General features: G+C 38.3%; 23 protein-coding genes. 5 read left to right on the top strand and 18 right to left on the bottom strand.

Features of this window, described 5'->3' with window-relative positions; translation table 11 throughout:
• Positions 1–3: 3 nt before the first annotated feature.
• From ABEG20_RS19330 to tssO, 17 genes are all read right to left on the bottom strand, one after another.
• Positions 4–2604, bottom strand: coding sequence for an OmpA family protein (locus ABEG20_RS19330; protein WP_406824871.1), 2601 nt, complete (start codon positions 2602–2604; stop codon positions 4–6).
• Positions 2605–2607: 3 nt separating this feature from the next.
• Positions 2608–3087, bottom strand: coding sequence for a DUF4280 domain-containing protein (locus ABEG20_RS19325; protein ID WP_406824870.1), 480 nt, complete (start codon positions 3085–3087; stop codon positions 2608–2610).
• A gap of 3 nt (positions 3088–3090) precedes the next feature.
• Entirely contained in the window at positions 3091–4050 is a 960-nt protein-coding gene (locus tag ABEG20_RS19320; RefSeq protein ID WP_406824869.1) for a hypothetical protein, read from the bottom strand.
• 94 nt (positions 4051–4144) lie between these two features.
• Positions 4145–5080 carry a hypothetical protein gene (locus ABEG20_RS19315; RefSeq protein ID WP_406824868.1) on the bottom strand — a complete coding sequence of 312 codons (936 nt, stop codon included), beginning with the start codon at positions 5078–5080 and terminating at the stop codon, positions 4145–4147.
• A 3-nt stretch (positions 5081–5083) separates the two neighbouring features.
• A complete protein-coding gene (locus tag ABEG20_RS19310; RefSeq protein ID WP_406824867.1) occupies positions 5084–6058 on the bottom strand; it encodes a hypothetical protein in 975 nt (324 codons plus the stop codon).
• A 2-nt stretch (positions 6059–6060) separates the two neighbouring features.
• Entirely contained in the window at positions 6061–6210 is a 150-nt protein-coding gene (locus ABEG20_RS19305) for a hypothetical protein (protein ID WP_406824866.1), read from the bottom strand.
• A gap of 30 nt (positions 6211–6240) precedes the next feature.
• Complete coding sequence (locus tag ABEG20_RS19300) at positions 6241–8103, bottom strand: type VI secretion system Vgr family protein (protein WP_406824865.1); 1863 nt, start codon at positions 8101–8103, stop codon at positions 6241–6243.
• Between the two features lie 345 nt (positions 8104–8448).
• Positions 8449–8844, bottom strand: a complete 396-nt coding sequence (tssD, locus tag ABEG20_RS19295; protein ID WP_090983662.1) for a type VI secretion system tube protein TssD — start codon at positions 8842–8844, stop codon at positions 8449–8451.
• A 164-nt stretch (positions 8845–9008) separates the two neighbouring features.
• Positions 9009–9404 carry a type VI secretion system tube protein TssD gene (tssD, locus tag ABEG20_RS19290; protein ID WP_090496868.1) on the bottom strand — a complete coding sequence of 132 codons (396 nt, stop codon included), beginning with the start codon at positions 9402–9404 and terminating at the stop codon, positions 9009–9011.
• 339 nt (positions 9405–9743) lie between these two features.
• The gene (locus ABEG20_RS19285) at positions 9744–10316 is read right to left on the bottom strand and encodes an NAD(P)H-dependent oxidoreductase (protein ID WP_406824864.1); all 573 of its coding nucleotides are present in this window, start codon (positions 10314–10316) and stop codon (positions 9744–9746) included.
• Between the two features lie 122 nt (positions 10317–10438).
• Positions 10439–11827: a DUF5458 family protein gene (locus ABEG20_RS19280; protein ID WP_406824863.1), complete on the bottom strand. Its 1389-nt coding sequence runs from the start codon at positions 11825–11827 to the stop codon at positions 10439–10441.
• Between the two features lie 18 nt (positions 11828–11845).
• Positions 11846–12292, bottom strand: coding sequence for a hypothetical protein (locus ABEG20_RS19275; RefSeq protein ID WP_406824862.1), 447 nt, complete (start codon positions 12290–12292; stop codon positions 11846–11848).
• A gap of 86 nt (positions 12293–12378) precedes the next feature.
• Positions 12379–14865 carry an ATP-dependent Clp protease ATP-binding subunit gene (locus ABEG20_RS19270; RefSeq protein ID WP_406824861.1) on the bottom strand — a complete coding sequence of 829 codons (2487 nt, stop codon included), beginning with the start codon at positions 14863–14865 and terminating at the stop codon, positions 12379–12381.
• Between the two features lie 3 nt (positions 14866–14868).
• Positions 14869–17244 carry a type VI secretion system protein TssR domain-containing protein gene (gene tssR / locus ABEG20_RS19265; protein ID WP_406824860.1) on the bottom strand — a complete coding sequence of 792 codons (2376 nt, stop codon included), beginning with the start codon at positions 17242–17244 and terminating at the stop codon, positions 14869–14871.
• A 41-nt stretch (positions 17245–17285) separates the two neighbouring features.
• Entirely contained in the window at positions 17286–18269 is a 984-nt protein-coding gene (locus tag ABEG20_RS19260; RefSeq protein ID WP_406824859.1) for a PKD domain-containing protein, read from the bottom strand.
• Between the two features lie 33 nt (positions 18270–18302).
• On the bottom strand, positions 18303–18788 hold the full coding sequence (locus ABEG20_RS19255; RefSeq protein WP_406824858.1) for a type VI secretion system transmembrane protein TssO: 486 nt from the start codon (positions 18786–18788) through the stop codon (positions 18303–18305).
• An 11-nt stretch (positions 18789–18799) separates the two neighbouring features.
• Entirely contained in the window at positions 18800–19321 is a 522-nt protein-coding gene (gene tssO, locus ABEG20_RS19250) for a type VI secretion system TssO (RefSeq protein WP_406824857.1), read from the bottom strand.
• 181 nt (positions 19322–19502) lie between these two features.
• Between tssO and ABEG20_RS19245 the strand changes: the two genes are divergently transcribed.
• On the top strand, positions 19503–19937 hold the full coding sequence (locus ABEG20_RS19245; protein WP_406824856.1) for a GPW/gp25 family protein: 435 nt from the start codon (positions 19503–19505) through the stop codon (positions 19935–19937).
• A 27-nt stretch (positions 19938–19964) separates the two neighbouring features.
• A complete protein-coding gene (locus ABEG20_RS19240) occupies positions 19965–21830 on the top strand; it encodes a hypothetical protein (protein ID WP_406824855.1) in 1866 nt (621 codons plus the stop codon).
• 173 nt (positions 21831–22003) lie between these two features.
• Here ABEG20_RS19240 and ABEG20_RS19235 read toward each other — a convergent pair whose 3' ends face one another.
• Complete coding sequence (locus ABEG20_RS19235; protein WP_406824854.1) at positions 22004–22942, bottom strand: type VI secretion system baseplate subunit TssG; 939 nt, start codon at positions 22940–22942, stop codon at positions 22004–22006.
• A 118-nt stretch (positions 22943–23060) separates the two neighbouring features.
• On the opposite strand from ABEG20_RS19235, the gene ABEG20_RS19230 reads away from it, so the two are divergent.
• The 3 genes from ABEG20_RS19230 (at position 23061) to ABEG20_RS19220 (ending at position 26352) form a co-directional block, all read left to right on the top strand.
• Entirely contained in the window at positions 23061–23954 is an 894-nt protein-coding gene (locus tag ABEG20_RS19230) for a TssN family type VI secretion system protein (RefSeq protein ID WP_406824853.1), read from the top strand.
• A 19-nt stretch (positions 23955–23973) separates the two neighbouring features.
• Positions 23974–25113: a hypothetical protein gene (locus ABEG20_RS19225; RefSeq protein ID WP_406824852.1), complete on the top strand. Its 1140-nt coding sequence runs from the start codon at positions 23974–23976 to the stop codon at positions 25111–25113.
• A gap of 471 nt (positions 25114–25584) precedes the next feature.
• Positions 25585–26352, top strand: coding sequence for a glycoside hydrolase family 11 protein (locus ABEG20_RS19220; protein ID WP_406824851.1), 768 nt, complete (start codon positions 25585–25587; stop codon positions 26350–26352).
• Positions 26353–26424 lie beyond the last annotated feature (72 nt).

Below are 26424 nucleotides of genomic sequence, written 5' to 3'. Positions count from 1 at the left end.
AAATTAAATTAGATAATGCTTTTTAAAATTAACCTCATCCTTTTCTACAAGCACTGCTTCTCCATCATAACTGAAAGTTCGCTTAATAAAGCCAAACTTAATAGTTGTCGCAGCAACAAAAGTTGCTTTGATCCCTCCAAATTCTGCTACAGGAGCAACATATACACCATCATTATCTGCGCCAACTTTTACACCACCAGTAACACTGGTTTTAGCATCAGCCTTTAAAATTCCTGAAATACCCATACTTGCTGTTTCGGCTTTTGCAGTAGCTTTAAATTCAATACTCACTTTTATTTCGCCAGTGATTTTTACTTCACCAGTTGTTTCTTTTGGAAACCGGATATTAATTATCGTCTTGCCCGAAACGTTAATTGCACCGCCAAGTGTTACTATAAACGTAATTTTGACATATTTGTTCATTTTATCTTTTACCCATGCCAGCACTTCTCCAGCTCCCGGGCATATTGCATTACCACCATATTTAAGCACAATATCTATGAGATCGATACTTATATCTGCCTCAATCAAAGGACTAGTATCTGCTCCAATCTCAACGATCTCGCCGACGACACGATTTGCTTTTTTAAGGTACCACTGAGCAGAAACGGCCAAAACAGGTGCTTTAACTTCAAACATAAAACGTCCTTTGGCTAAACTGGAATTTGATACACGATCAGCCATCTGCTTAACCTGATTGATAACTTTCAATGTTTTTGCAATACGCTCTGCCCACTCCTTCCCAAATTCTATCTTCTGTTTGCTGCCACTTGCCGAAGTCCATTCTCCTATTAGAGATAACTCAAACTTTTGCGCCATTTCCCCGTATCGTTTAGACCACTCTGCATCAATAGCGGACCCAATGGCTTTATCTTGGGCATTTTTTAACTCATAACCGTATAGTTTATTACCATATGAATAGGCGAAAGGCTGCGTATGAGACCATTTAAATTCTAACGTCCATTTAATGTCTGAGTAAACATGTATGGCAAGTGTTGCGTTATTTAACACAGAATAATATCTGCAGGTATGAATATGAACGGAATAGATATTCATTATACCATCCCGTCTCGGCCAGATATAATTCAAAGGTACAACGTTAAATTTACTCATTGTAGATACTGCCGGCACCGTAATTTTACCTTCGCTTTCAGCATTTACATCAACATTGACCAACTTGATGGTTTTGCTATGTTTTTTGCGTTCGAAACAAGCTTTGGTATCAAAATTTATTGGTTCTATTGTAATTTTTTTGGGTTTATTGCCCGCTATTGTTTCATAAATAATAGTTTCGGCATTATGACCATAATATTCAAATGCAATATCTACCCGTCTGTTATTTACGTATTCGTATTCATTTTTATATTTGATATTATCCCGACCCATTTTATCATCAGTAGGACTAACCTCTCCATGTCCAGTGGTTTTAATCCGGTTAGCATCTAACTTTCCCTTTATAAAAAATTCCCTAACGGTTATTGCTCTATTCTGCGACAATACATTATTGTGATTTTGTTTCCCAATTACACAGGCAAAACCATCGAGATGAATGGTGCTATGACGATGCTCCAATAAAAACCTCAAAATGTTATTGAGCTGTTTTAAACTTTCAGGTAATAATTCTGTACTATCAAACTTAAAATGAATAGATTCAACTATTTTTTCTCTTCTATCGACAGTATTCTTCATTCCTTTTCCATTATCAAAAATAAGTTCAGGTTTCCCTCCCTCTTCGGTTAAAAGGATCTGCTCAAACTTACATAATTCAAACCTTGCTTCATTTTTATCCGGTTGGTAAATGGTAACAGGTGTTCTGTTTTGAGGCTTTTCCACTACCTGCGATTTCACCTTGTCTTTTATCCTTAAAAAACGGGCATGGGCCGTATCGGGTTTTTCTCTGGTATCTTCTATATATTTACCAGTTACCGGATGTACCACACGAACATAAAATTCCTCCACTTCAGCCCTATCGTTCATAGATTGGTACCAGGCATAGGTATTGGGAATTTTTAAATTAATTTCTCCATTGATTACACTAACCCTGTAAATTTTACGGGTTACCTCATCATCTTTTGGCCATAAACCCATGGCCGACCTCAGTCTTCTGAAAACCCTTACTTCTACGTTTTCATAGCCATTTAAACCTTCGGTAAAAAGCCTGAGCCAAATAAGTTCTCCATAAGAAAACTGGTAAGTTTTGCGTACATCGGGTCCACCTTCATTTTGGCTCCATCGGCTGTCTACTATTTTTGCCGGCGATTCACCCCTGATCTTTAACCCGGATTTACTATCGAAATTTCCGCTCCATGTTGCTTCAATATACCAAAGATATGGTCCGCATAATCTTCTAGGTATCCGGTAACCATAACTAAAATGGCTTGGTATTGTTTTCTGAAGATCAATAATACTTCTGTTATTAAAAACGGCCCATTTAATATCTTTCTTTTTATCTTGATCGGTAGTGCCCGCCTGCCATTCGCCTATTTTGAACCAAACATACTGATCAGGAGCAATTACCAATAACTGACCGGGGATAGATCCTTTCTTAGCATTATATACTTTACCTTCGCCGGTCCAAACAATTTTCTTTATTCCCTTTGCCATACGTTATGCTTTGACACTCGCTTCTAAACCGTTAAAATTATTTGCAGATTCATCTAAAGATTCTGACAAGGGGTTGAGCTGTGATTGTACATCTTTATTTGCATTATCAAAGTTTTGTTTTGAGGCCTCTGCTTTTTGACCATGTTGAATAATCTCAATGCAATCGGCGCCTCCTATCGGACAGGTAGCTTTACTATCTTCGAGCAAAATTTTCCCTCCGTTTGTCAATACCGTGTCTTCATAAAAACCCGACCATTTCGTCACCGTTACAGAGCAAGGTTTATTGTTCATTTTTGAACATGAACCAAATATGTTTTTCTCGAAGGTTGTGCCAATATCTACAGTGGTCGCTATCAATTTCTTACTGCCATCTCTGTCGTTCGCATACTCTTTGTTATGTGTCAGCACCTTTAATTTATCTGGCGCCGATCCAAATTTGCACATACATTGTGCACCCTGAACTACAACATGTTTCTCTGCCATATTTTACTTATTTAGTAAACGATCCCAAAACCCTTTTCTCGGCGATTGTCCATCAATTATCACCATTTCTGTTACCGGCAAGCCTTTAACATTGGTATCCAATTCAAAATCGTGATCGAACTCGAATCCATTTTCAGGGATCACAGTAATCCTTATTTTTACTTTTGATTCTTCTTGCGCCCTATAACTGAAATCCGAAACGACTGATAAGATCCTCCTATTTTTAGGGTGTAAAAAATAATTCCCTACATAATCGCCTGTATGCCTATAAGTGATGAATAATTCATCTTCTAAGGGTTTGATGATACCATTATGCACTAATTCTATTGCACCAAAATGATTGGTTTCGCTGCTTATCTCCTCTTGAGTTAAATAACCCTCTACATCAAAATTTCTTGCGATTGGAAACTTGTACAAGCTTTCTGTAGCATGATGAGGTCCATATTCTTTATAAACAGGTTTAAAAAAAGTATGTATAAACCAGTCGTTGTTAACAAACGCAAGTGTAATTTGATCAGGATTGGAAAGCTGTTTTTCCATACGGCAGACATAATCTTCTACCAGCTGACCTTCAAAATTATCAAGCACATTTTTTTTAACCGATTGCCATCTCTTTAAAATCTCCTCATGATTATAAATACTTTGGAAGCCTCCATTTTGATTAACCGTTATTACCAAGGGATAAAATACTTTCCCTAGTTCATATGCCAGTTTATCGGCTATAAGGTCGGGCGGTATTTCATTAATAAAAACATCACTTATTCTATCAATCTGAAACAAAGGTTGCCCTGTCTTACCGGGTTTTAGGCGCGTTACCCGAACTTCATACTTTACTTCGTTAGCATTTCCCTCCCCTTCGTTGAAAGTGATCAAAACCCCATAATGTGCAGACAAATCAGCAGGCCACTCTAAACGAAGTGCATTTACACCTGAGTAATATATTTTTTTATTTGAGATGTCCATTTTGTCGCCGTTATAAACTGATTAGATTTAAAAGACATGCTTCTAAGTGGAGGTAATTCTTGTCACAGATCAATTTACATCAAATCACTTATATTCATTTTAATTGCTTTATTAACTTGTTTATCTCCTCACGAGATAGATATAAAGATTTTACCTTTCCTATGTTTTTACTATGGATTTTTGTAATCAGCATAGTCTCTTTGTTTTGACCCGTTTCTTCAACCTGATCGCTTATATCAAGCTGATTATTTTTCAAAGGATTATAGACAACCTTTCTTGATAGAATCTGACGATCTTCTGTATTCCGGTAAACATCCATTTTGATTACGCTCGAATTGATGTAACTCATTTTCTTACTAAAATGTATTTCCTCCCCTGATGTAGCTTTAACTGATACCAGTTTGCTTTGGTTGTTATACTGATATTTGTAATCCCAGGTATCTTTTAAATCTGACTGGTTACGTTGTGTTGTAATTTTTGCATGCTGAATAGTTTTATCCCATCTTATCCTATTCTCAGATAATAACGTCGGATAAATATCACGGATTGAATAATCCTCCAAATAATCTTCTAAAAGATCAAATAAACCAATAACAGTACGTGTCGTATTTATTTCATGTTTAATCGATGTATAGAATTTTGGATATAATACATATTTATCTTGTTGATTAATAAGCATAGCATGTTCGGTGTCAGAAAACTTAATTTGCAGTTTATTAGGGACCTCCGCATCACTTAATATAGGCTTAGCTGTTAGATAAAGTCCTTTATTACTACTTGTTAAAAAATATGCAGTAGCTTCAGAGATTACACCATCAGCAATTTTATATACAAAAAGACTGTCTTTTGAACTGTTTTGCAGGTATAATATCCTACTTATATCTCTTTCATTGCCATCCTCAGATTTAACTTCCGTTACTCGCGTTAATAAAGTTCCGTCATAGGAATTTTCTTTCTTCTGTGATTGCTGTGCAGTTACAGAAAAAACAATAAAAAAATGGAGTATAAATACTAATATAATATTATTCATATTTTATTTTGCAGTTTCAGCAGTTAAACGGTTAGGTGTTAATTTCCAGAATATACTTTTCCCGGCAGTAATGGTAGCAGAAATACCGTTTGTAGCCTTTACATTAGTTTCGTAATAAAAATTTCCACTTGTCCAGTATTGTTGGTCTTGAAAATCGGCTGATGGAACGGCATATTTAATTCTGTCAGGCACTTCAACTTCTTTAAATTGTAGTTTTCCGTCGGCGCCTTTTATTTGCTTGCCATCAGGCCCAAGTACAGGCTTTTTAGCTTTCTTTTTCAAATGTTCATGCGTACCCTGATCTGTATTGGCATCATGGTTACCCTTATCTTTATATCTGGCTGAAGTGCCATTGGCAGCAACAAAATCATCGTATATGGCTTTTGGAATTTCAACGAATTTATATTCATCAAATTTATTTTGCCCCAATTTGTTATATGGGTTTGTTTCAGAATTGCCCCAGGCAAGAAAATCGGTTCCATCCCAAAATTCGGCTCCATCTGTAATATCTTTTACACCGAAACAAACATCCAGTACGGCATATCTAGCCAATTTTGATTTTTCATCATTTTTATCAGGTAGCTCTTTCTTATTAGGCACGGAAGAGTAACCTGAAGCAAGTAGTGAACGCCATGTTTTTTTGGTGGAAACAGCCCTATTGCGACTGGTGAAAGCTACGCACCTGAGCTCTTTGATATCAGCATTACCAGATTCATGACTGACGATATAAGCAATGTAGCGGAAATCTGAATGTAAAAGTGCTTTACCATCATACTTAACCAGGTTTGCATCCACATTTAAAGACTCCCAATTTTTTGCAGCTACAGCCTGATCATATTTATCCTTTGTTGTCGTAAATATTTTAGCACTCCCTGCAATCCCGCCAAGATATTCTCCCTCACGTGTATAATAAACGTATTGTAAAGTATCTTTGGGATCTTCCTGTGGAGTATAGTTTCCAAATGTGACCTTTGCCATAATTAACTTGATTTACCACCCTCTCCAACTACTTTTTTATTACTAACCAAAGAAAGGTTATTGCTCTTTGCTTCAACATTTATCCGTTCAGCAATTTTTTTTAAGCTACTTCCAACTAAAAGATTATAATCTTTGCTTACGTAAATCCTCATATTGGTGCATTGTTTTTTAATCGCCATTATTTAAAAGAGTTTTGATTTCTCCGCACTGTTAACCTCGACGGTTTTACCACTTTGTAAAGTCATGTTTTCTTTTTGGCTAAATAGTGTAATTTCACCAGCCAGTTCATTAGATACTTCGGCCTGTCTGACAAAATCTTTGGTGACAAACTCCGTGCGAACATCTGAGTTTTCACGGATTTCGCCAGTAGCGCTCAATAAATAATTACTACCTGCAACAGTTGAAATATCTTTGTTAACAGAAGTGCTTTGATTATTTCCAACACTTGTACTCTGATCTTGCCCCACACTTACATCCATATTCTCCTGAACATTAATCTGCATATTTTTACAGTTCAGGGTCATGTTCTCCAATGCAGTAATGGTGATATTATTGCCTTTGGTATCGATATGGATGATATTATTATGGATATCGGTAATTTTTATCCCCTGTGTGGCTGCATCATCATCAAACTCAACCAGGTGACCGCTCCGGGTAATAATACTTTTAAGGTGGTTTTTAATTAAAGGGCTACTGTCTACGCTGGAACTATGGTAAACACTTCCCATTACTACCGGACGTGCAATATTGCCTTCTTCGAAAGCAACCATGACCTGATCATCTATTTCCGGGATGGCAAAGTAACCCCTGTTATTGCCCCTATCTCCAATACCTGCACTTGGGGTAACTACGCGCAGCCACTCGGTAACATCGTTGGTTAAACATTCCCATTTAAATTTCACCTTAATTCTGCCCTGGCCCTGTGGATCATTATTATCGATCACATCTGCCAACTGCATATCAGGTTGTGGTTTTTCAAAATTTTTCACTAATAACCGTTCGGTAGTCGATATTCTTCCCTCGAATTTATTATGGTATTTACCATTCTCATCGATGTGATGTTTAATACTGGTAATCAGAAACTTACCTAAACTTTCGGTAGTGAAGGCCATTTCTTTTCTCAGGCTCATCGTAATTTCGGCAATACTTCCAATACTCAATCCTGCGTTATCACCTCTTGCCGTAACTTTTAGAAGTTCGCTGGTATTGGCCTTTTCTTCATTTTCAACGAGATTTTTGATGTCGTTGCTATTATCAACCCTGATTAAAGCAGGTTGATTAAAAGTTTTGCTAAATGTTAAATTGGAAGCTTTAACGGCATGTGACAAATCTGGAGTACCTTCTACCTTTCCTGTACTTTCGCCTTGCAGCATTTCGTTCTGTTTAGGATTGTAAGAAAACCGCTTATTTTTGATCGGTGCAATTTCCATGGCATACTGCATTTCCTGCACGTCCCGACCATAAAAAAGCGATATTTCTTTCTGAATGTTGGGTTTACCAAAATTAAGCTGTTTACCATCGTAAAAAAACCACTCATGGTATTCGCCAGAAAGACGGTTTAAAAAAGCAAAATCGCTTTCCCTATATTGAATAATATAGTCAATAGATGTACTTCTGGCAGCGTTCGCCACAACTTTTAAATCGTTAGCGGGGGTATCTTTCGTAGCCAGTTTTACGATCTCATTCAGATCTTTATCCAGATAAGAACCCAGATCGGGCCCACGATCAATTAAAATAGTCGGGCTATAACCACTAACGATTAAAACACCATGGTAACCATGGTTTTGTGATAGTTCGACTTTAGAAACCAAACCTTTAAAATTCTGCATACTTTCTGGCGAATGGCCAAAAGATGCGGTTAAAGTTTTACCCACAAAATCGCGACTATCATCCAAAGTGATCAGCCCGGGTGCGCCCATCTGATCGTGGTTAAACCGCAGCTCAAAATAATGGTGTTCGTTAAAAGCCTGTGTAAGACTAAAGGAAGCAAAATGGGTAATTTCCTTATCCTCTATGTTGATTTCTGCAATGAGTTTCTTTTCCATATTGATTAATCTTGATCACAAAAATTACCCTAAGCTAAATCCGGCTGCCGGGTTTTAGTGCATAACTTTTCTAATAAAAATGATTCCATTTTTATAAAGGGACTGTTCTGATGATCTTTGTGTGCGGATGCCAAACCAAACATTTTACCGGGGTGGCGAGTGTTTTTTACTGCAATATTTTTGCGTTGGCCAGACATCATTGAGCTTTAATGTAAAAATAGCTGACGGGATAAACCTACAACCTTGCGATGATAATTTAGATTGCTATAGCAGATGAAGCGCTAGTGAACTAATACGCCCCGACAAAAACGGGGCGTATCAATTTAATTGATATACATAAAATGATTATGCCTTTGGCCAATCATTTTCGTGTTCGGCGTTGCCTAGTTTTAGCTTACGTGCCGATACCACAAAACTTAAAGTCATCGGTGTATTGTCGTTTACCGCAATACCTTCATTATATTGAATGATGTAACCATCTTCGAAAGACAGTTCCTTCATCTTTGCATCTTCTTCGCCTTTTTTGAAAATGATGTTGCCTGAAAGCGGCTTGTACTGGTTGTTAACCATTGATTCGATCACCGAAGTATCTTCGGTAGATTCGATTTCGATGTGGATGGTACCACCATAAACACCTGAAGATGGACGGCCTTTTGCGTCCACATCTCTATTTAATGAAAAGCTGCACTGTAGTACATCAAATTCTTTTGATCCTAAGTTTAAACGGGTTTTGAATGCCATTGTAGTAAAATTTAAATGTTTTAAAATGAATGAATTCTTAAGAGCATGGGGTTCGGCGTATCGCGTTAAGCGATTGAAACCTTCTAGTTAAACTGTTTAGCGTTTAGCGCGTGGCGTTAGGCGTTTAAACCTTACACCTTCTACCTTCCTACCCTCAACCTCAATTAGGCCTTCGGCCAGTCGTTAAGGTGTTCTGCATTTCCTAATTTTAGCTTGCGGGCCGAAATCTGGAACTTAAGCGTCATCGGATGATCGCCCACAATGTTTATCCCTTCGGAATATTTAACAATGTAACCATCTTCGAAATGAACTTCTTTCATTTTGGCATCTTCCTCTGTTTTCTTGATCAGAAGGGTTCCTGTAATAGGTTTGTACTGGTTGTTCACCATCGCCTCGATAATTGAGGTATCTTCGGTTGATTCGATCTCAATGTCGATGGTACCGCCGTAAACTCCAGAAGAGGGTCTTCCTTTTGCATCTACATCACGGTTTAACGCATAGGCACAGTGAAGCACATCGTACTCCTTGCCCGAAAAATTTAATCTAGCTTTGAAAGCCATAGTTTTAAAATTTAAAGGTTAAAAATTTGATTATCAGCAGCCTCCGCTACTGTTTAATATTTACCAAATATCAGGCCAAACGTGCCATATATTGCCTATCAGTTATAAGCAAGCAATTTTTTAACATACCGGATTGGCGTTTATCGCCTAAAAACGCAGTTATGAATCGTGTTTTGTGGAAAAACTATGGAAAAACCTAAACTATATCTATTGTAACAAATACATTAGAGTAGTTAAACGCACAACAAAAATGTAGCGATTATACACAAAGTGTAGCGTTTTAGGACAATTTGTTGCCAAAATTAAAGGCTAAACTTATTAGAAATAGACTATAGTATCTTAAATCAGCTGCGACCCAAATTTCTCCATTTTAGCCAACCATTTCTGGCTGTAGTGATTTTCAAGCGAATGTAGTTCGCCTATAGTGTTGGTCAATACCGGGCTCATTTTGCATTTTTCAAAAACCACTTTTTTGATAGAAAGGTAAGTAGTTTTTTTATTTGCTTTCCACTCCTTAAAAGTGGCTCCATCTAAAATGGATACAATTCTCGCCGAGCGGCCACTGAAGTTATTATTTACGTTTTGTTGCTGCGTAGCAAAAACCTGATCAGGCATAAACAAACGGTCAAAAAAGCCTTTAATCTTTGCCGGAATATGATCCACATACACCGGACAAAAAAGTACAATATGGTTGCTTTGCCTGATTGCGGTTAAGGCTCTCTGCAAATCAGGCTCTAGCTCGGCAATCTGTCTATTGTTAAATAGCTTGTTCGAGTTAAATATCAGATCGATAATGGCCAATTCCCTAACGGTAGCACCAGCACTTTCTGCACCTTGCTTATAAGCGTTAATCAGGAAATTTGTAGACGCGTTTTTTTCGATATCCCCATTCAGGATAAGTACTTGCTTCATTTTTTTTGATTAATCTGATTGGGCTGATGCATTACAAAATTATAAAGAATTTGTTAAGTGTTATGCATACCCCATAAAAAAACCCAACGCCAGGGTTGGGTTTTTATTTCAGCTATCAAAAACTATTGCTGATTATATTCTGAACTCCAGGTGGTACTTTCATCTTCACCTTTATGTCCGTCTAGTTTTACCACAAAACTTTTGGCCGGGAAATATGGTGTAATGTGGATATCAAGGTGGATTCTGTCTTTTTGTTGCTCATCCCTTTCAAAACGCATAATCTTAAAACGCTCAATCAAACGGTCAGCGCCCTGGATGCCATCCAAAAATTTAACAATCTGTCCGCGAAGATCCTGTTCGGTTTTGGAAGTCCAGTTTTCGAAAGCCCTTCTGTTCAGGAAATCAAACAATACTTTGGTAATATAATCGAATACACGCACTACTGAATAGGTTTGTAAACCAATATTATCGCCGTTGAATAGTGTTTTAGCTGAGAAAGCCATTACTTTACCGTACTCATTAACCATTGGCACTAAACCTACCCGCTCTAAATGAGAGATTTCACTTTTCTTTAAATCGAATTTCACACCATCAACTTCATTGATAGCACCATGTTTTTTACCCGCCGTAACCTGCGACATCAGGGTATAGTACATTTTACCGGCTAAAGCTGCCGATCCTGGCACGGTAAGATCATCTTCCTCTCCTACCTCAGCTACTTTACCACGGCCTACCAGCCAGTTACAGGTCATGATTACGTTCGATCTAAAGGCATCTCCGCCGGTGAAGTTGGCGGCGGTAAATAAATCAAGTACATCATCCGGCTGATCCAAATCGGCAAAATCGGTTACCAGCATCGCTTTATTGTTGTGTGCGATCTTACCCCACCGTTCCAATACTTTATTAGAACCCATGTAACCCGGAACAACCATTAGCGAATAGTTATTGCGGAGATCCAGGCGATCGTAATTTTGTTTCAACTCATCATCTACATATTCGATAAAACGGGGATTATCAAGATCTTTGATCTGATCCATTGATGCATTTAATAACACCACATTTTTCAGTTTGTCTGACTCTGTATTTTTATAAAATAAATGCACCGAACGATAAGCCTGTTCCAGTTCCCTGGTACTTTCTAACGCAGTAGCAATGTTCTTATTTAAGTTTTCTTCTGCAGCGTTCAGTTTTTCAGTACTTTTTTCAACCATATCGGACACCGAGCCGGAAGACTCAAGAACTTCTATCCAAAGCTGGATTTTCTTTTTCAGCTCTTCGCGTTCTTTCTTCTTTTCGTCGCCGGTTAAAAAAATCTGTTTCCGTGCTTTTCTTTCCGGATTTAAATTCTGAAGGCCATCAACTGTTGCTTCCAACAAATCGAAACCGCCAACCCTGGCCAGTTTTTCTAAGTTATCTTTAAGTGATGTTTTTTCTATGGTATTACCTTCTGCCGGTTTAAAACCTGCTTCGGATATATTTTGGTCTGCTTTTAATTCTTGAGGATTTGACATGTTTTCTCAGCGTTAAGATTATTTATTTTGCTCCAATTCATCAACAAAGTTCTTCAAAGCACTGATGAAGGCCGATTTAGTTTCTTCATCATCCAATGTAGCTTTTAAGGTTTTGTTCGATTTTAACTGTTTAATCACATTAAGCGACATATCCCGCTCGATATTCACATTGGTGAGGTAGTTGCTTTGATTGATGATATTTTTGACGCCGAAATCGCTCAGATCATTAAAATTTAAGGTTTCGCCAACGGTAGATCCATCCTGCTTTTCAAAAGCTACTTTTACATTTGGTTTATAATGGGCAAATACTTCCTTAACGGTTTTTAGTCCTTCTACCTTTTCTGGTTTTATGGGTTCGTTATCGGTAAGTTTTTGTACAAAAAGCGTTTTATTATGGGCAATCTCTGCGAAGGCTTCTGAGGTATCAATTTTCCGCTCGTTACCTCCAATTTCATAGTTAAACATAATATGTAGATTTAGATTTACGATTAATTTATACTAATAATATAATAGTTAACATTTTAACTCAATTTTTGTTCCAATATAATGGCTTATGGCTGAATAATATTCCACTCTATTTTATCTTCTTCAGCATGTTTGCTTACTTTAATCTTCGATCCTTTTTTAAGCTCGCCAGAAATGATGTATTTGGAAATCGGCCTGCGCAATAGATTTCTGATCACTGCTGATAATTGTCTTGCTCCATATTTGGGCGTAAAGCCATCTAAAGCAATCATTTTCTTCGCATCTTCTGCTATTTCAAATTCGATACCCATTTTGTTCAGCGACTGTACCAAACTGTTTAACTGAATTTCAAAAATGCGCACCACATTACTTTCGCTAATTGGTGCAAATGGAACAATTTCAGAGATCCGCGCTAAAAATTCAGGACGGAAATGCCCGGCCATAACCTCCATTAATTGGTTTGAAGCCGGAACCACGCCTTTTCCTATCTGTTCTGCGATCCATTCGCTGCCAATATTTGAGGTAAAAAGAATAAGCGAATTACTAAAATCTCCCTCTTTACCTAAACGATCGTGCATATGGCCTTCATCCAGAATCTGCAGAAAAGTATCGAAAACTGAAGGGTGTGCTTTTTCAATCTCATCGAACAATAGTACCGAGTAAGGCTGCTGCCTGATCTTATTCACCAACAAACCACCTTCTTCATAGCCCACATAGCCCGGGGGCGCTCCATAAAGCAGGGCGGCACTGTGTTCTTCTTTAAATTCTGACATATCGAACCTGATCATTGCCTTTTCATCATTAAATAAAAACTCAGCAATTGATTTGGCCAGTTCGGTTTTACCTGTACCCGTTGGGCCCAATAAAAAGAAAGACCCAATTGGCTGTCCTTTTTTGTTTAAGCCACTACGCGATTCCAATATGGCATCAGAAACAGCTTTTAAAGCCTGATCCTGACCTACTACCCGTTTTTTAAGGTATTGTTCCATATTGAGCAGTTTTTCTTTTTCACCAGCCTGCAGTTTTCCCATTGGGATACCTGTTTTATAGGCCACTATCGAAGCGATATCCTGTTTAGAGATGCGGTCACTTTTTTCTGCAGCATATTTTTTTAATTCTTGCAGGCTGCTGTTGATATAACCCTGGTATTCATCAGCGGTTTCAAAGGCGTCAGTCTGTGTTTCATCCGTTAAACGCCCCAATAAAACCGGACTTAGTTTATTTTGGAGTAATGAATAAAGCCATTTATAATCTGCAAATTGATCAGCTTCAGATTGCTCCGTATCTGCATTCAAGGTTTCCAGTTCCGTTTCTAAACTATCAATGGCCTGATCGGAAGTATCGTTCATCATTTTCATGGCCGCCATAGTCCTGTCTAACAGATCAAAAGCCGAATCAGGTAGCCTTCTGTCTTTCATATAACGTTTGGCCAGCCGTACACATTCGCCCAGAGCATCCGGCTCAATGGTTAAATCATGGTGTTCTTCATATTTAACAGCCAGTCTCTGCAACATTTTTATGGTAGTTTCTTCATTTGGTTCATTTACCTGAAGCACTTCAAAACGCCTGCTAAAAGCCTGCTCAGGCTCAATAATCTTACGATATTCATCAATAGTGGTCGCCCCGATCACAGTGATTTCGCCACGGGCAAGTTCTGGTTTCAGTAAATTACCAATCCCAGCCCCCAAAGGACCTTTACTATCTAATAGGGTATGGATTTCATCAATAAAGAGTACCGCTTTTTCAAACTGTTTTATTTCTTTAATGATGTTTTTTAAACGGTCCTCAATTTCTCCCTTATAAGATGCACCTGCAATTAACGATCCTAAATCCAATTCGAAAAGCTGAACCGGTTTTAGACGATCAGGCACGTTCTGGTTTACAATATCAATCGCAAATCCATCAACCAATGCTGTTTTGCCTACACCGGCATCGCCAGTTAAAATAACATTGGGTTTGGTTCTGCGGCAAAGGATTTCCATCATTTGCCGGGTTTCCTTGTCACGACCAATTATGGGGTCTGTTTTGCCATCTCTAACCATTTGCAAGCGGTCCAAGCAATATTTATACAGCGCATTGCCTGTACTTTTATTTTCCGGACCAGCAATTGTTTTATCCGGCGAAACTACCTTTGAAATTTCTTCGTCTTTTACATAAAGATCCAAAATTTCGCGTTCTTTGATCGGGAAGGATTTTAACTGATCGGGCCGGAAACCAATGCCAGGTTTTGCAAGCGCGGTTAATACACAAACCGGCGTGATTAAATCAAGTCCAAGTTTAATGCGTACATGATCTGCTTCTTCAAAAATAACAGCAATTTCTGGCCCACCGCTAACGGTATCGCTAAGGCTTGCCGATTTCTCCTGTTCATCAATCCGGACTTCGGCCCATTCGCTGATGTATTCCTCATCTTTCCCGATGGACACAATAAATGATCTTAAACCTACATCTTTATGCATTAACCCTTTGAGCAAATGAGCTGCAGAAAACACTTCGTTTCTGTATTCTTTTGCCAGCGACTGTGCAATATGCAGCGCGGTTTTTACCGATTCGCTTAAATTTGTAACTGCCATAGCCTAGTTGGTTGTAGGCAATACTGCCGGGTTAAAATTATTTTCGGTAATGTAGTAGTATATCTTACCGTTTGAAATAAACTGCTGTTCTATCTGAGTAGCTCTTTTAATCTGCTGAACGGACTGATCCAATAATTTAATATAGGCTTCAAACTGATCCAGCGGCATTTTAGAAGTATTCTTCAAGTCGCTTACAGTATATTTAGATAAAAACTCATTGTTTAGCGGCAAACCCGTAACCAACTTGATGTAGTTTGTTAATGTCATGGCCTTAATATCACCAGATGATATTTTCATACCCAACAACTGCTTAGGCATTCTTACATAGTTTTTAACCAACTTGCTTCTGAAAGAAGATTGATCTGCCTGCAGGTTTTGCCCTAGCATGATCGTAAAAACATCTATAATCTGTTTATACTCCATGTTGTTCAGTACAATAGCATATTGCAAGGTGGACGGGTTATTTTTCACCACATCGGTAGATACATTGGCAGTGGTATAGTATTTAAAAGCATTATGCGGCATACGATCGGCCACTTCCATACCAACAGGTTGAGGCAATAAAGCTTCAACATCAGCTGATAGGTTTTTACGTGAAATACCCGTTAAGCGGAAAGCACTATCCAAAGAGCTGATCTGATTGTTGATATCCATATTGGTTTCTTTTATAAAACGGCGCAAGGCAATCGTCATGCTCTGGTTGGAATTTACCGATCCTTTGGTCGGGAAAACCACACCACCCTGGATCAAACTGTTTTTAGGATAATCCAGGTAGTAAGAAATAGAATCTTGCAGGCTGGTGTTGTAAGGCTGAAAACTTTTTAAGCCTTCACCTTTCACCATTATATTTTTTCTATACTCGGCCGCACGGATGGCTGATTCTGAAACCAGTTTACGTGACTGGATAACAAAATCGTTAAACGACTGGTTAAAGTCGCTATACACTTGTAAGGCTAAAATGCGGGCATCGGCAAGGGCCACCTGCTCGCTCAATTCATTAATGAGGTAATTATTGGTACCGCCTGTATTTCCGGTACTACCTACCAGAATAATTAAATTTGTTTCGTTCTTTTTCGCTTTAAATAGATTTATTCCTGCTTTTAAAGCGCTAAAAACAGGGCTTTCAGTAATCTCTCCGTTACACCTCATGGTATTTTTTGCCTGGTTTGACAGGAAGTTCATGAATTTCCTGTAATCATCCTGAATGGGACTCACAAAAATACCCTGCTGTCCACAGCCGGTTTCGCCCCGGTATACCACACCACCATAATTTACCTTTGTACCTTTGCCAAAATCGCCCATCATATTTTCAAATGAACCAATGGTGTTGGTCATTCCAGAAAGATACTTGGTCATCGGGCTTCCACCATCTATTACAAAAACAACATTTACCTTTGTTTTATTTTTACGCAACATCAGGTAATCCTGATAAGAAAGTGATGAACCATTAATGGTCAATAGTTTATTACCCTTTTTATTGTAAACATCTGTCGCAATACCTACCGTGTTGGTTCCTTCCTCGTTTGAAACAACAGGCACACTACGCAGGATCAGGTTTTCCCTTGGCAACAGTGGATCTATGACAAAACCAGTTCCGTTATTGATTCCGTTTTTAATAGCCATTGCCGTAGAATCATCCTTGTCGTAATCGCCAGGTTTAATGGAGGTGATGTATAAACGATCGCCCCAGTGGTGAACTGCCTCAGCAGAAACCCACCCGTAAATACTTTTCAGGGCACTATCTGCAACCAGCTGATCATCAGAACCGATCAGATATTTATTACCATCTTCTGATTTTTTGTAGATGTAAGCAATTTCGTGCAACCTCACTTTGGCCCTTCTGTCTTTAAGTTCAGGCGTGTTATAAACCAAAATAGAATCGGTAGTATCGAAATAAAATTTCGGTTCGGTTAAGGCATTTTTTCCATTTACGATACCAATGGCTTTCTCTGCATAACCTGTTTTTTGATTAGAAAATGCGCGTTGCCATAAAAGCAGTTTAGATTTTGCAATCCATCCGTAACTGATGGCACTTTTTTTATCATTGATTTTTCTACCCCTGATCATTCCCGCTTTATACTTGATCAGTTTCAGGTAGCCGTTTTCTTCTTTAGAAACATAAAAAGGCTCCATGAAGCTGATCTTTTTCATTATCAGGCTTCCGCCTGGCGCTGTTGTGGTATAATTATCTTCACGATCGGAAAAAACTATCCACGGCAGGCTGCTTCTGCTGGTATTATCGTTAATATTTATGGTTTCAGCTGGCCTTTCATATGATTTAGGCATGTATTTCACTTTTTTGCCAAACGATGCCGGTGATTGTGCATGGGCAAACGATATTCCTAAAAATAGGATAGTTAAGGCATAATATTTTTTCATATTGATTGTAGATGAGCTTAAAATTAGGTTAAGATGTTAATCTATTTTGTTTTTAACGCAGGAGCATCAGTAGTTGCTGTTGCTGCAGGCTGAGCTGTTCCGGAATGTTGTTTGATATTTAATAAACTGGCACAGGTTGAATTTGGCTTAATGGTTAATTGTGCTTCGTCTACCGCTATTTCACCCCCAAAGGTTAAGCCCATACAGTACGAATAAATATCAGTCTGTTTTTTCTTACCGTTCATCTCTACATTTACAGTTACTTTTTCATTGTTGCACATGTATTTGTTAATGAGGTAATAATAATTGGAATTAAAATCTGCACCGTTAGCTATGGCTTGTAAGCGGGCCCTGATATCATCAATGGTTTTACGTTCTCCATCGCCAGGGGCAACTAAATCTTCTACGATTTCGGCATTGGGATCGGTAATCAAAACCGTTAAAAAAGCAGGCTTACGGGCTTTATCTGACCGAAGACGGACTACATATTTTCCAGGTGTACGGTAAGTATATAAGGCGGTTTTTCCTTTCACATCAACGCGGCCGGTTTCACCAAAAGACCATTCAAAATCTTTTCCTGCGCCATCCCCCTCAAGCCTGATCTCTTCATTAACCAAACCGGCTGTTGGGCCGCTAATGGTGAGTACACTATCTACAACCGGTGTATGCACGGTATCGCGTACCGTAACCGGGAATTCCTGGCGGAGTTCACCATCAACGGTTAGGCGCACAATATAAGTGTCGGGCTTGGTATAATGATAAGTTCCTGTTTTTGTGGTGGCTTTTTCGCCATTACCAAATTCCCATAACCATTTTGAGGCCTTCGGGGTATTATCGGTAAAAACCAGATCCTCATTTAAATAAATTTCATCCTTAAGGATTCTCGCATCAATTGCCCTTTTTTCGAACAATGAACTTTTAAATAAGAAAATCAGGCCTGTTAAGAGCAGTACAGCCAGCAGGATGTAAAGAATAACATAACCCTGCGAATTTGAATTAACTTGCTTGGTGTTTGTATCAGACATAGGTAGCGTTTTTATAGGTTGTTTTTAAGATGTTTATCGTGCAGATATGGTTTGCTGTAATTGACGCCTGTTGGTAATGCAATCATCTAACTGTCTTTTATGCAGTTCGATATCAGAAATATTTCTGTTTTGTTCTTGCCTATCGTAAAATAACCGATCGTATAACTGTGCAGTATGCACAAAGATTTTATATCGTGAATCTGAGGCCTTGCGATCAAACGCAGCTTTGATTGAACCTAATGAAAGCTGGATATCGTTTTTTAAAAAAACGGCCTGTACATTTGGATTGTAACGGGTAATCTGTTTAAAAGTAGTATCAATGGTGGGCATGGTTTCTTTTACCATATTTTCGAATGCTTCATTCTCATTGATTTTAACTTCAAGCTCTTCTTTAGAAATTTCGTACTGCGATTTATCGCTGTAAAAAATCCCAAAGCTCAAAAGCCCAACGGTAAAAACGAACAACGCTATAAAAAACAAGAATTGTTCGCGTCTTTCTTTTATGCTTAATTTTATCATATCGTTTTAAATTACCTGCCGTATCTACCGTTCCTGATTTTTTGTGCTGCTGATTGGTTTGCCTTCTGGCATTCGTTTATCCTTTCTTTATATCGCTGAATATCACTCCTTGATTGGAAAAGCGAATCTTGTAAATCGGCCATTGCACCGACATTTTTGTTCAGTTTTTCGTACAGATCAAAACTTGGACTTGGGTCGGTTTTTTTAGAGATCAAATCTTTTATCCTGTTATTGGCGCTCTGAATATCACTGAGCAGGATACTTTGTTTGCTCATTTCGTTTGCATTATAATCGCGATACTGGGCAAGTTCTTTAAAGCGGACCTGAATAAGATCAAAATTCGTATTGATATCTTTTCTGAGGTAAGAAAGTTTTTCTGTTTCCTTTACTTTTTTATCAAGTAAGCTGTATTCGTAACCGGAAGCCGCAAAAAAGAGATAAATGCACAAAATAGAGAATAATGTAAGCAGTACGAAGTCTAAGATAAACTTGGTATAAGCACTCCTGATTTCGATGGCGTTAATAGGTTTCATAGAGGGGTTAATAGTTTCACATAACAATAGCCTGATGATTAATCTGACATCAACTTTCACTGAAAATCACACATTTCTTTTCAAATTATCACCGTACTATAACAATTTTTAATATTTGTTGTTTGGTTATAAAAACGATTTTATTTCCTTTACTTTTAACAAACTTTAAGCCAAACCGTCAATGTCTGAAAATTTTTATCATAAACCATTCAGATTTAAGTCCATTTTTTCAGGTAACGGACTTCAGCCAACTGACCTGGGTAAATCGATTTCTAACCACATAGAACTGATTATTTTTACCCGTTTTGGGGAACACAGGTTCCATAACGATTTTGGTTGCGAAATATGGGATCTTGATTTTGAATTAATTGTAAGTGAAAGCATCTGGGAAGAAAAATTCCGCAAATCTTTACTAAAATCAATTACCGACTATGAATTTAGGATATATAATACTTCAGTTGAAGTGCACATTACCGAGGTAGAAAACGTATATCCGCTACGTAAGATAACCGAGATCAAAAAAAAGGTAGATATCAGCGTGAGGGCGCTAATAAAAACCACAGGAGAAAAATATTTTTTTAATACTGCCTTATTTCTTAGCCCACTATCAACCTAAAATTAAAACGCTCAAAATATTCTACACATGAAACCAGTTTTTTATTCATCAAAAGATGAAATCAGAAATAGAATTCTAAAAAATGCCGAAGATTTTTGGAATGTTAAAGACAGTAACGATTTTGATCCGCTTGTAAAGCTGATTATTGATGCCCTAAGCAACGAACTTTTTAACGTATCCAATGATGTAAAAAACCTGGAGAACAGGATATTCGACAAAATTAGCCGCATTTTAGCCCCCGATCATTTAACCTCATCATTACCCGCCCATGCCATTATCCATGCCAGGCCAATAGAAGAGGAAGATTACCTTTCGCCATATACCCAGTTCGCCTTTAAAAAAAATATCCTGCAGGAAAATGATAAGGCTAAAAAAGCAGACATTTTTTTTAGCCCTTTGCACACGGTAAAAGTTCATAATGCATCAATAAAATACCTCGCCACGGGAAACACACTTTTTAATGTAGAACAATTGGGTAAACAGCCGGTGCTGAATACATTACCAGGTTTTTCTATTGAAAAGAATACCCTTTATATGGGTTTTAGCGGATTAAAAAACTGGATGGACTTTAATAAACTGAACTTATTTTTCGACTGGAAAAATTATTCTGTACCTGAAAATACTTACGATCTTTTATCGTTGGGAAAATGGTTCTATAAAGACAACGAAATTACGGCTTATACAGAAAGGTTTATGGATGAGCCTTTAACGGGTAAAATTGAAGCCCCGTTTCATCATAAACAGTTGCTTAATCTAATTAAGGCCGATGTATTACAGTTCTACAGCAATAGATTCATTACACTTGGTGATCTTAATGATTTTAACATTGATGACAGCCAAGAATTACCAGCCGCTTTCGCTAACATTTTCCAACCAAATGCCTTAAACCAGATTGATCCAAACGTGAAATGGTTAAAGGTAGTATTCCCGGCATCCATTAACCAGGAAATGCTGAATGAGCTTCATGTATATATCAATGCTTTTCCAGTGGTGAATAAAAAGCTAAGTCAGATTAAGCACCGGTTTAAAACGATGAACAATATCATTCCGATTAAAACGGAAGCGATGGACCAGATGCTGGCGGTAGAAAATCTGAAAGACAATAAAGGCAAAAGTTATAACGAAATCCCTTACACGAATGAGAACGATAAAGGTGATGGTTCGTTCTCCATCAGATATGGTGGAACCGAGCGTTTCGACACCAGAAATGCAAAAGAACTGGTCGATTATCTGTTTGAACTGCTCAGGGATGAAAAAGCTTCATTTTCGGCATACGGCCCGGATTTTTTAAGTACCATTCTTAAAAATTTAGAACAAAATATAGCCCTTATTGAACAAAAGAGCCGATCGGCATTAAAAGACATTAAAGAATTACCCAGCTATATTGTATTAAAACCGATTGACGATGCAGATATTCTGTTTTTAGATATCTGGGTTACACAGGCGGAAGAGGCCAACCACATTAATGCAGGCAGCCGGTTAGCGCTATACGATAACAATAAGGTAAATGCCGAAAGTATCTTTTTGCTGAGCCAAACGAAGGGGGGCCGATCGAAGTTAAATGCCACGAACAGTGTACAGGCTTACAAATACGGGTTAACCACGGCAGACCGGATTATTACCAAAGCCGACGTCATAAATTTTTGCCGCTACGAACTGGGGAATAAGTTAAAAGGCGTTACCCTGGCTAAAGGTATTATTATGGACAACAAACCAAATGCAGGCTTTATTAAAACGACGGATATCATCATCGAACCTGCAGACAATCTTCAACTCAGTGCGCAAGATTGGGAAGAACTTTTAAGTCTTACCCTGGCGAAACTGAATTTAAGAAGCACCATGAATGTGCATTATCGGTTACTGTTGAAACCAGCTTTATACAGGGCATTGTAATAACAGGTTTCATCATTACAATGGCGGCTTCACCTATAAAATGTCGTCATCCCGGTCCGATAGCAAAAGGATGAAACGCAATGGAATGGAGAGGTCTGCCCGGATAGGATTTCGCGGCGGCATTACAATCTTACCATCTGTTCGAAATGATGGCATTGCAGTTTCAGTATAATTTAAAGATAAACCGTATAACCTAAATAGGCATGTTCACCATCTGCACTCAATACCGTTTCCTGCAAATCGGGTGCGGTAAGGAGTTCAACATTAACTTCAGCATCTACAGGCATCAAGTAGCTGATGGCCATATCTAAAATGGCCCTGTTCTTCTGCCCCGGAATAAAATTGATCAACTCCTGGGGGGAAGTTGGACCAATATTGATATTGAACGATTCATGTTCCGGCATAAAACTATCTCCTATAATGGTATCAATACCCAGTGCACCCGAGCCCAACTGGATCTGCAGGTCGTCTGCAATTTTTATGGGCTTAACATTAGCTGTAGCAGCTACAATTTTAATTGGCAGGTTAAACAACGCAGTAAGCACTTTAGACACGAAATCGACATCATTTCTTTTCTGCTGAATTTCAGGCAGCAGGTGCATCCAGATAATGCTCTGCTCCTTGTTTAGAAGGTTAAATTCGTCCCATCCAAATTCGAAAATCCGGCTTAAATGAGAATAGGTTGTTTTTTTATCGAGCATATTTTCATACAGCTCGGTCATAATTCTTACATGATTAATTTCGGCATCAAATGGGATAAAAAATAACCGGGCCTGCTTTTCCTCCTCCCTCCGTTCTCTGATATCCTTAATCATCGATTCTTCATCCATACCAGCGCTACCTGTTGGTGGCCGGTGGAAAAGTCCTTCGGGAAGCATATCGTATAAACCCTCTCTATTGGTACTGATACGGATACGGTCCTGCCTTCTTTTTTCAGAATAATAAACACTCGTATCTTCAATGTCCTTTGCAAAAGCACGCTTATCTGGCCCTAACGGAATAATTTCGATGCGATCTGCCGCTATAATATCACGTTCTATCAAATCAGCAGCATGAGCCACTGCCTTGTAATCTGTAAAGAGTTCGTTATTAATGAAAGTTTCTTTTTTCATGTAAACTTTAAGCTTGCATTTTTGTTATAGGATTAAATTTTTATTATCGAAAAAAAATAAGAATCATATCAAATACTAAAGATACTATATTTGTAGTACATCACATCTATAAAAATTAATGGACGTTAAATCATTTTTTATTCGCTTTCTCTTGTTTCCGCTGATCTTTATGGTCTCAACGGCAATACTCTCCATCATTAACAAGAAGAACCAGTTTTTAAACAACAAAAAACTTATTGTAAGTGTTCTGATCATCGGGATTATTTTAGCCATTCCAGGTTTTCTGGGCTTCCTCAATTTTAATTTTATGCCATGGGGCTACATTATCTGCTGTACTTTTTACATTCTGATGGGCATAGTGTTTGTTTATTTACTAACCAAGTATTACCCTAAAGATTTGCTGGAGCGTAAAGTATTTATCTTTTTTGCCACCCTGGTAGCGGCCATTTTATCGGTATATTTATACCAACTCGCCTTTAATTGGTTAAGTTCGGTAAACTTCGGCTGGTTTGGCGCGGGCAGTATTGCCTGCTTCTTTGTTCCGCTTCTTTTCTGGTGGGCTTATGTATCCCTGTTAAGTATTCCTTCAGAAATTTACAAAATCTGGAGGTATCCTGATACACCGTTAGACATTAACATGGACCACGTAGATTTCAACAGGCTTTTGGTGCTGGAGTTGGAACTTTATAAAAGGAGCACCGATCCTGAGCCATTAAAAGTAAAGGTTAAAGCGGTAGAAAACATGAATTTTGGTATCTGGTTCCATAAGTTTATTGACGATTACAACCTGAAATTTGCGAAAAGCCCTGTAGAATTCAGGAGCGATGACCACGAAAATTATAAATGGATTTTCTTTATTAAAACTTCTTTTTTTAAACGTAATATTTTCATAGATCCCGATCTGGATATTATTGAAAATGGCATTACAGAGAAAATGACCATTTACGCAAAACGCGTATCAGAAAATGTAAATAAGCCCAACGAAGTTGGAGAAAGTGCTATCTTTATCTAATCTATAAAAAACATTTACCATGATAAAGCCGCTTAAATACAAATCCATCAATTGGATTAATGGCATGAAGCTTTCCAGTGATCATTTTACGGTAAGCGATCTCTATTTGCAGGATTTTGTCAGAGATGCCGTATCACTACAGTTAAATAACAGCAATTACGGATTTCTACCTCCCTTTGCGGGTTATAAAAGCTCTCACGAGATCGAAATTATCGAAAAAGCAACCAATCACATCGAAATTAGGGTAAGGTACTGTAATGCCGTTACCCCAGAGGGCTGTCATATTGATATTACACAGTCTGACAATATGGATAGCCTGGTTCATAACCATTACTTCGGACAATCAGAACCGCGTAACTATGTTATTTTGTTGGTTGTAAGCCCGTTTAACCGCGTACCAACAGGTACTCCAAACCCTGAAGAAAGCCCGATCCGTTATCCTGAACTGACTAAAAACTATTCTATTGCTGTTTTGCCGGAAAGTGAAGTGAGTTCGCAAACGGCCGACAGCTATTTTTTAACAATCGGACAGGTTTACTACGAAAATGGAAGATTATCGATCAACAACAGTTATATCCCGCCAAGCTCTACCATAACAAGCCATCCGGCATTGATCAGATATTACGAATCTTTCAGCGTATTATTAAACGATCTGCAACTGGCTGCTTTCAAAATCATTGATAAAACAGGAGGACGCGATAATATTACGCCATTAGGCAAGAATATCCGCCTGATTTCAGAAAAGATTGTGGATTATATTGCAGGCTTATTTTACGAATACAGAAATATCGCGCACCGCGAATCGCCCGTTGTTTTAACCGGTTATTTTTCGAGTTTGGCCCATATCTTTTTTACAGCCATCAAACTGATTGATCCGCGTGAGCGGGAAGAGCTGCTCAAATATTTTTACGAGTGGAAAGATGTTACGCCAGGAAATTTCGAAGAGCTGTTAGCTAAAACCATCGAATTGGTTTACGACCATAAACAGATTAACAACAGCATGGTAATGGCCAGCGAATTTATGAACGTATTGGTAGCCCTATGGAATAAATTAAGTGGGTTAGAATACATCGGCCAGCGCAAAGAAAATATTGTAGTCGCCGAACAGCAGGTTGTACAACAGGTACAAGCCAGAAAAACCTGGACATTGCTGGATTAAAGTATTTCTCGGAATAAATTTATAATGGAGCTGTACCTAAAAAATGGGTACAGCTTTTTTATTGATTTAAAATCAAAGAGTAATTTTTTGGACTTAATAATCTTGTGTCCTAGTTTATTTTGCTTAAACAAGTATTGAAACGCCAGATAGTGAAAGTTGATCCTTCAACAGGTTACCACTGATTCAAACAGAGTGGTCCTCATTCCAGCGCAAGCGCTATCGTGTGTAAGAAATCTCAACTACGTTACGCATTGGCCTTAATTTTTCTCCCTAACCAACGGTTTTTAGCAGGTATTCTGCTTTTTGTTTTCAGAACTGCCTGCGCAGGTAAACATGACAAATAAATACAACGCTATAATATAAAGTATACAATATTAGTATAAACATTTGTATAACAAATTTGCTAATTATTAGCCATCTATCGGTTCTAAATACATTTATTTTGCTTCCCTAACCAATTTATATATCGTTATGAAAAAACACAACTTACTAACAAATGTAACCAGGAAAGTTACTTTTGTTGTAGCTGCAACCATGGTGTTTGCAGGCGCTACAGGTTTAACCGGCTGTAAAAAAGACGAGAAGATGGCGCCGGAAACGGCCACTACTCCTCCTCCTTCCAACAAAGCAGTCGCCACAGTAGAAACCTATCAATCGGGTACGCATAATGGCTTTTTTTGGTCGCTTTGGAAAAGCGACGGTGCAACCGGTACCGTTAATTACGCCAATGGTACTGGTGGAAATTACAGCGTTAACTGGAACGGTTTTAACGGCAATTTTACTTGTGGTAAAGGTTATTCGGTAGGATCACAAAATTATAAGATAGGGTATAACCTGAGTACGTATTCAAACTCAGGAGGCGGTACTTTTGGCTGGTACGGATGGAGCAGAAGCCCTTATTATGAGTATTATGTGAATGAGACCTGGGGTGCAGTTTCACCGCATACCGGTACTTACCTGGGCACATTTGAAACTGACGGTGCAGGCTATAATGTATGGACCCGTTGGATGACAGGCAAAAATATAGATGGCGGCGACGGTTTTAGGCAGATTTACAGCTCGCGGGTTACCAAAACGTCTACCGGGCAAAATCATGTCATTACTTTTGCCAACCACTACAACAAATGGCAAAGTTTCGGGTATACGCTTGGCCAGTTAAATATTCCTGCCATTATGGTTTCGGAAACATGGGGCTCTAATACGAATGGTAATATTAATTGTACCATTTGGGCACAGTAAACATTTTTTAAACCGTTCACAACAACATTACTGCCTGGCGATAAGCCGGGCAGTATATACCTGCAGGTACTC

Source organism: Pedobacter sp. KACC 23697 (assembly GCF_045348445.1).
Taxonomy (GTDB): Bacteria; Bacteroidota; Bacteroidia; order Sphingobacteriales; family Sphingobacteriaceae; genus Pedobacter.
The sequence above is the reverse complement of the archived record's forward strand: the minus strand, read 5'-3'. Positions and strand labels throughout refer to the sequence as shown.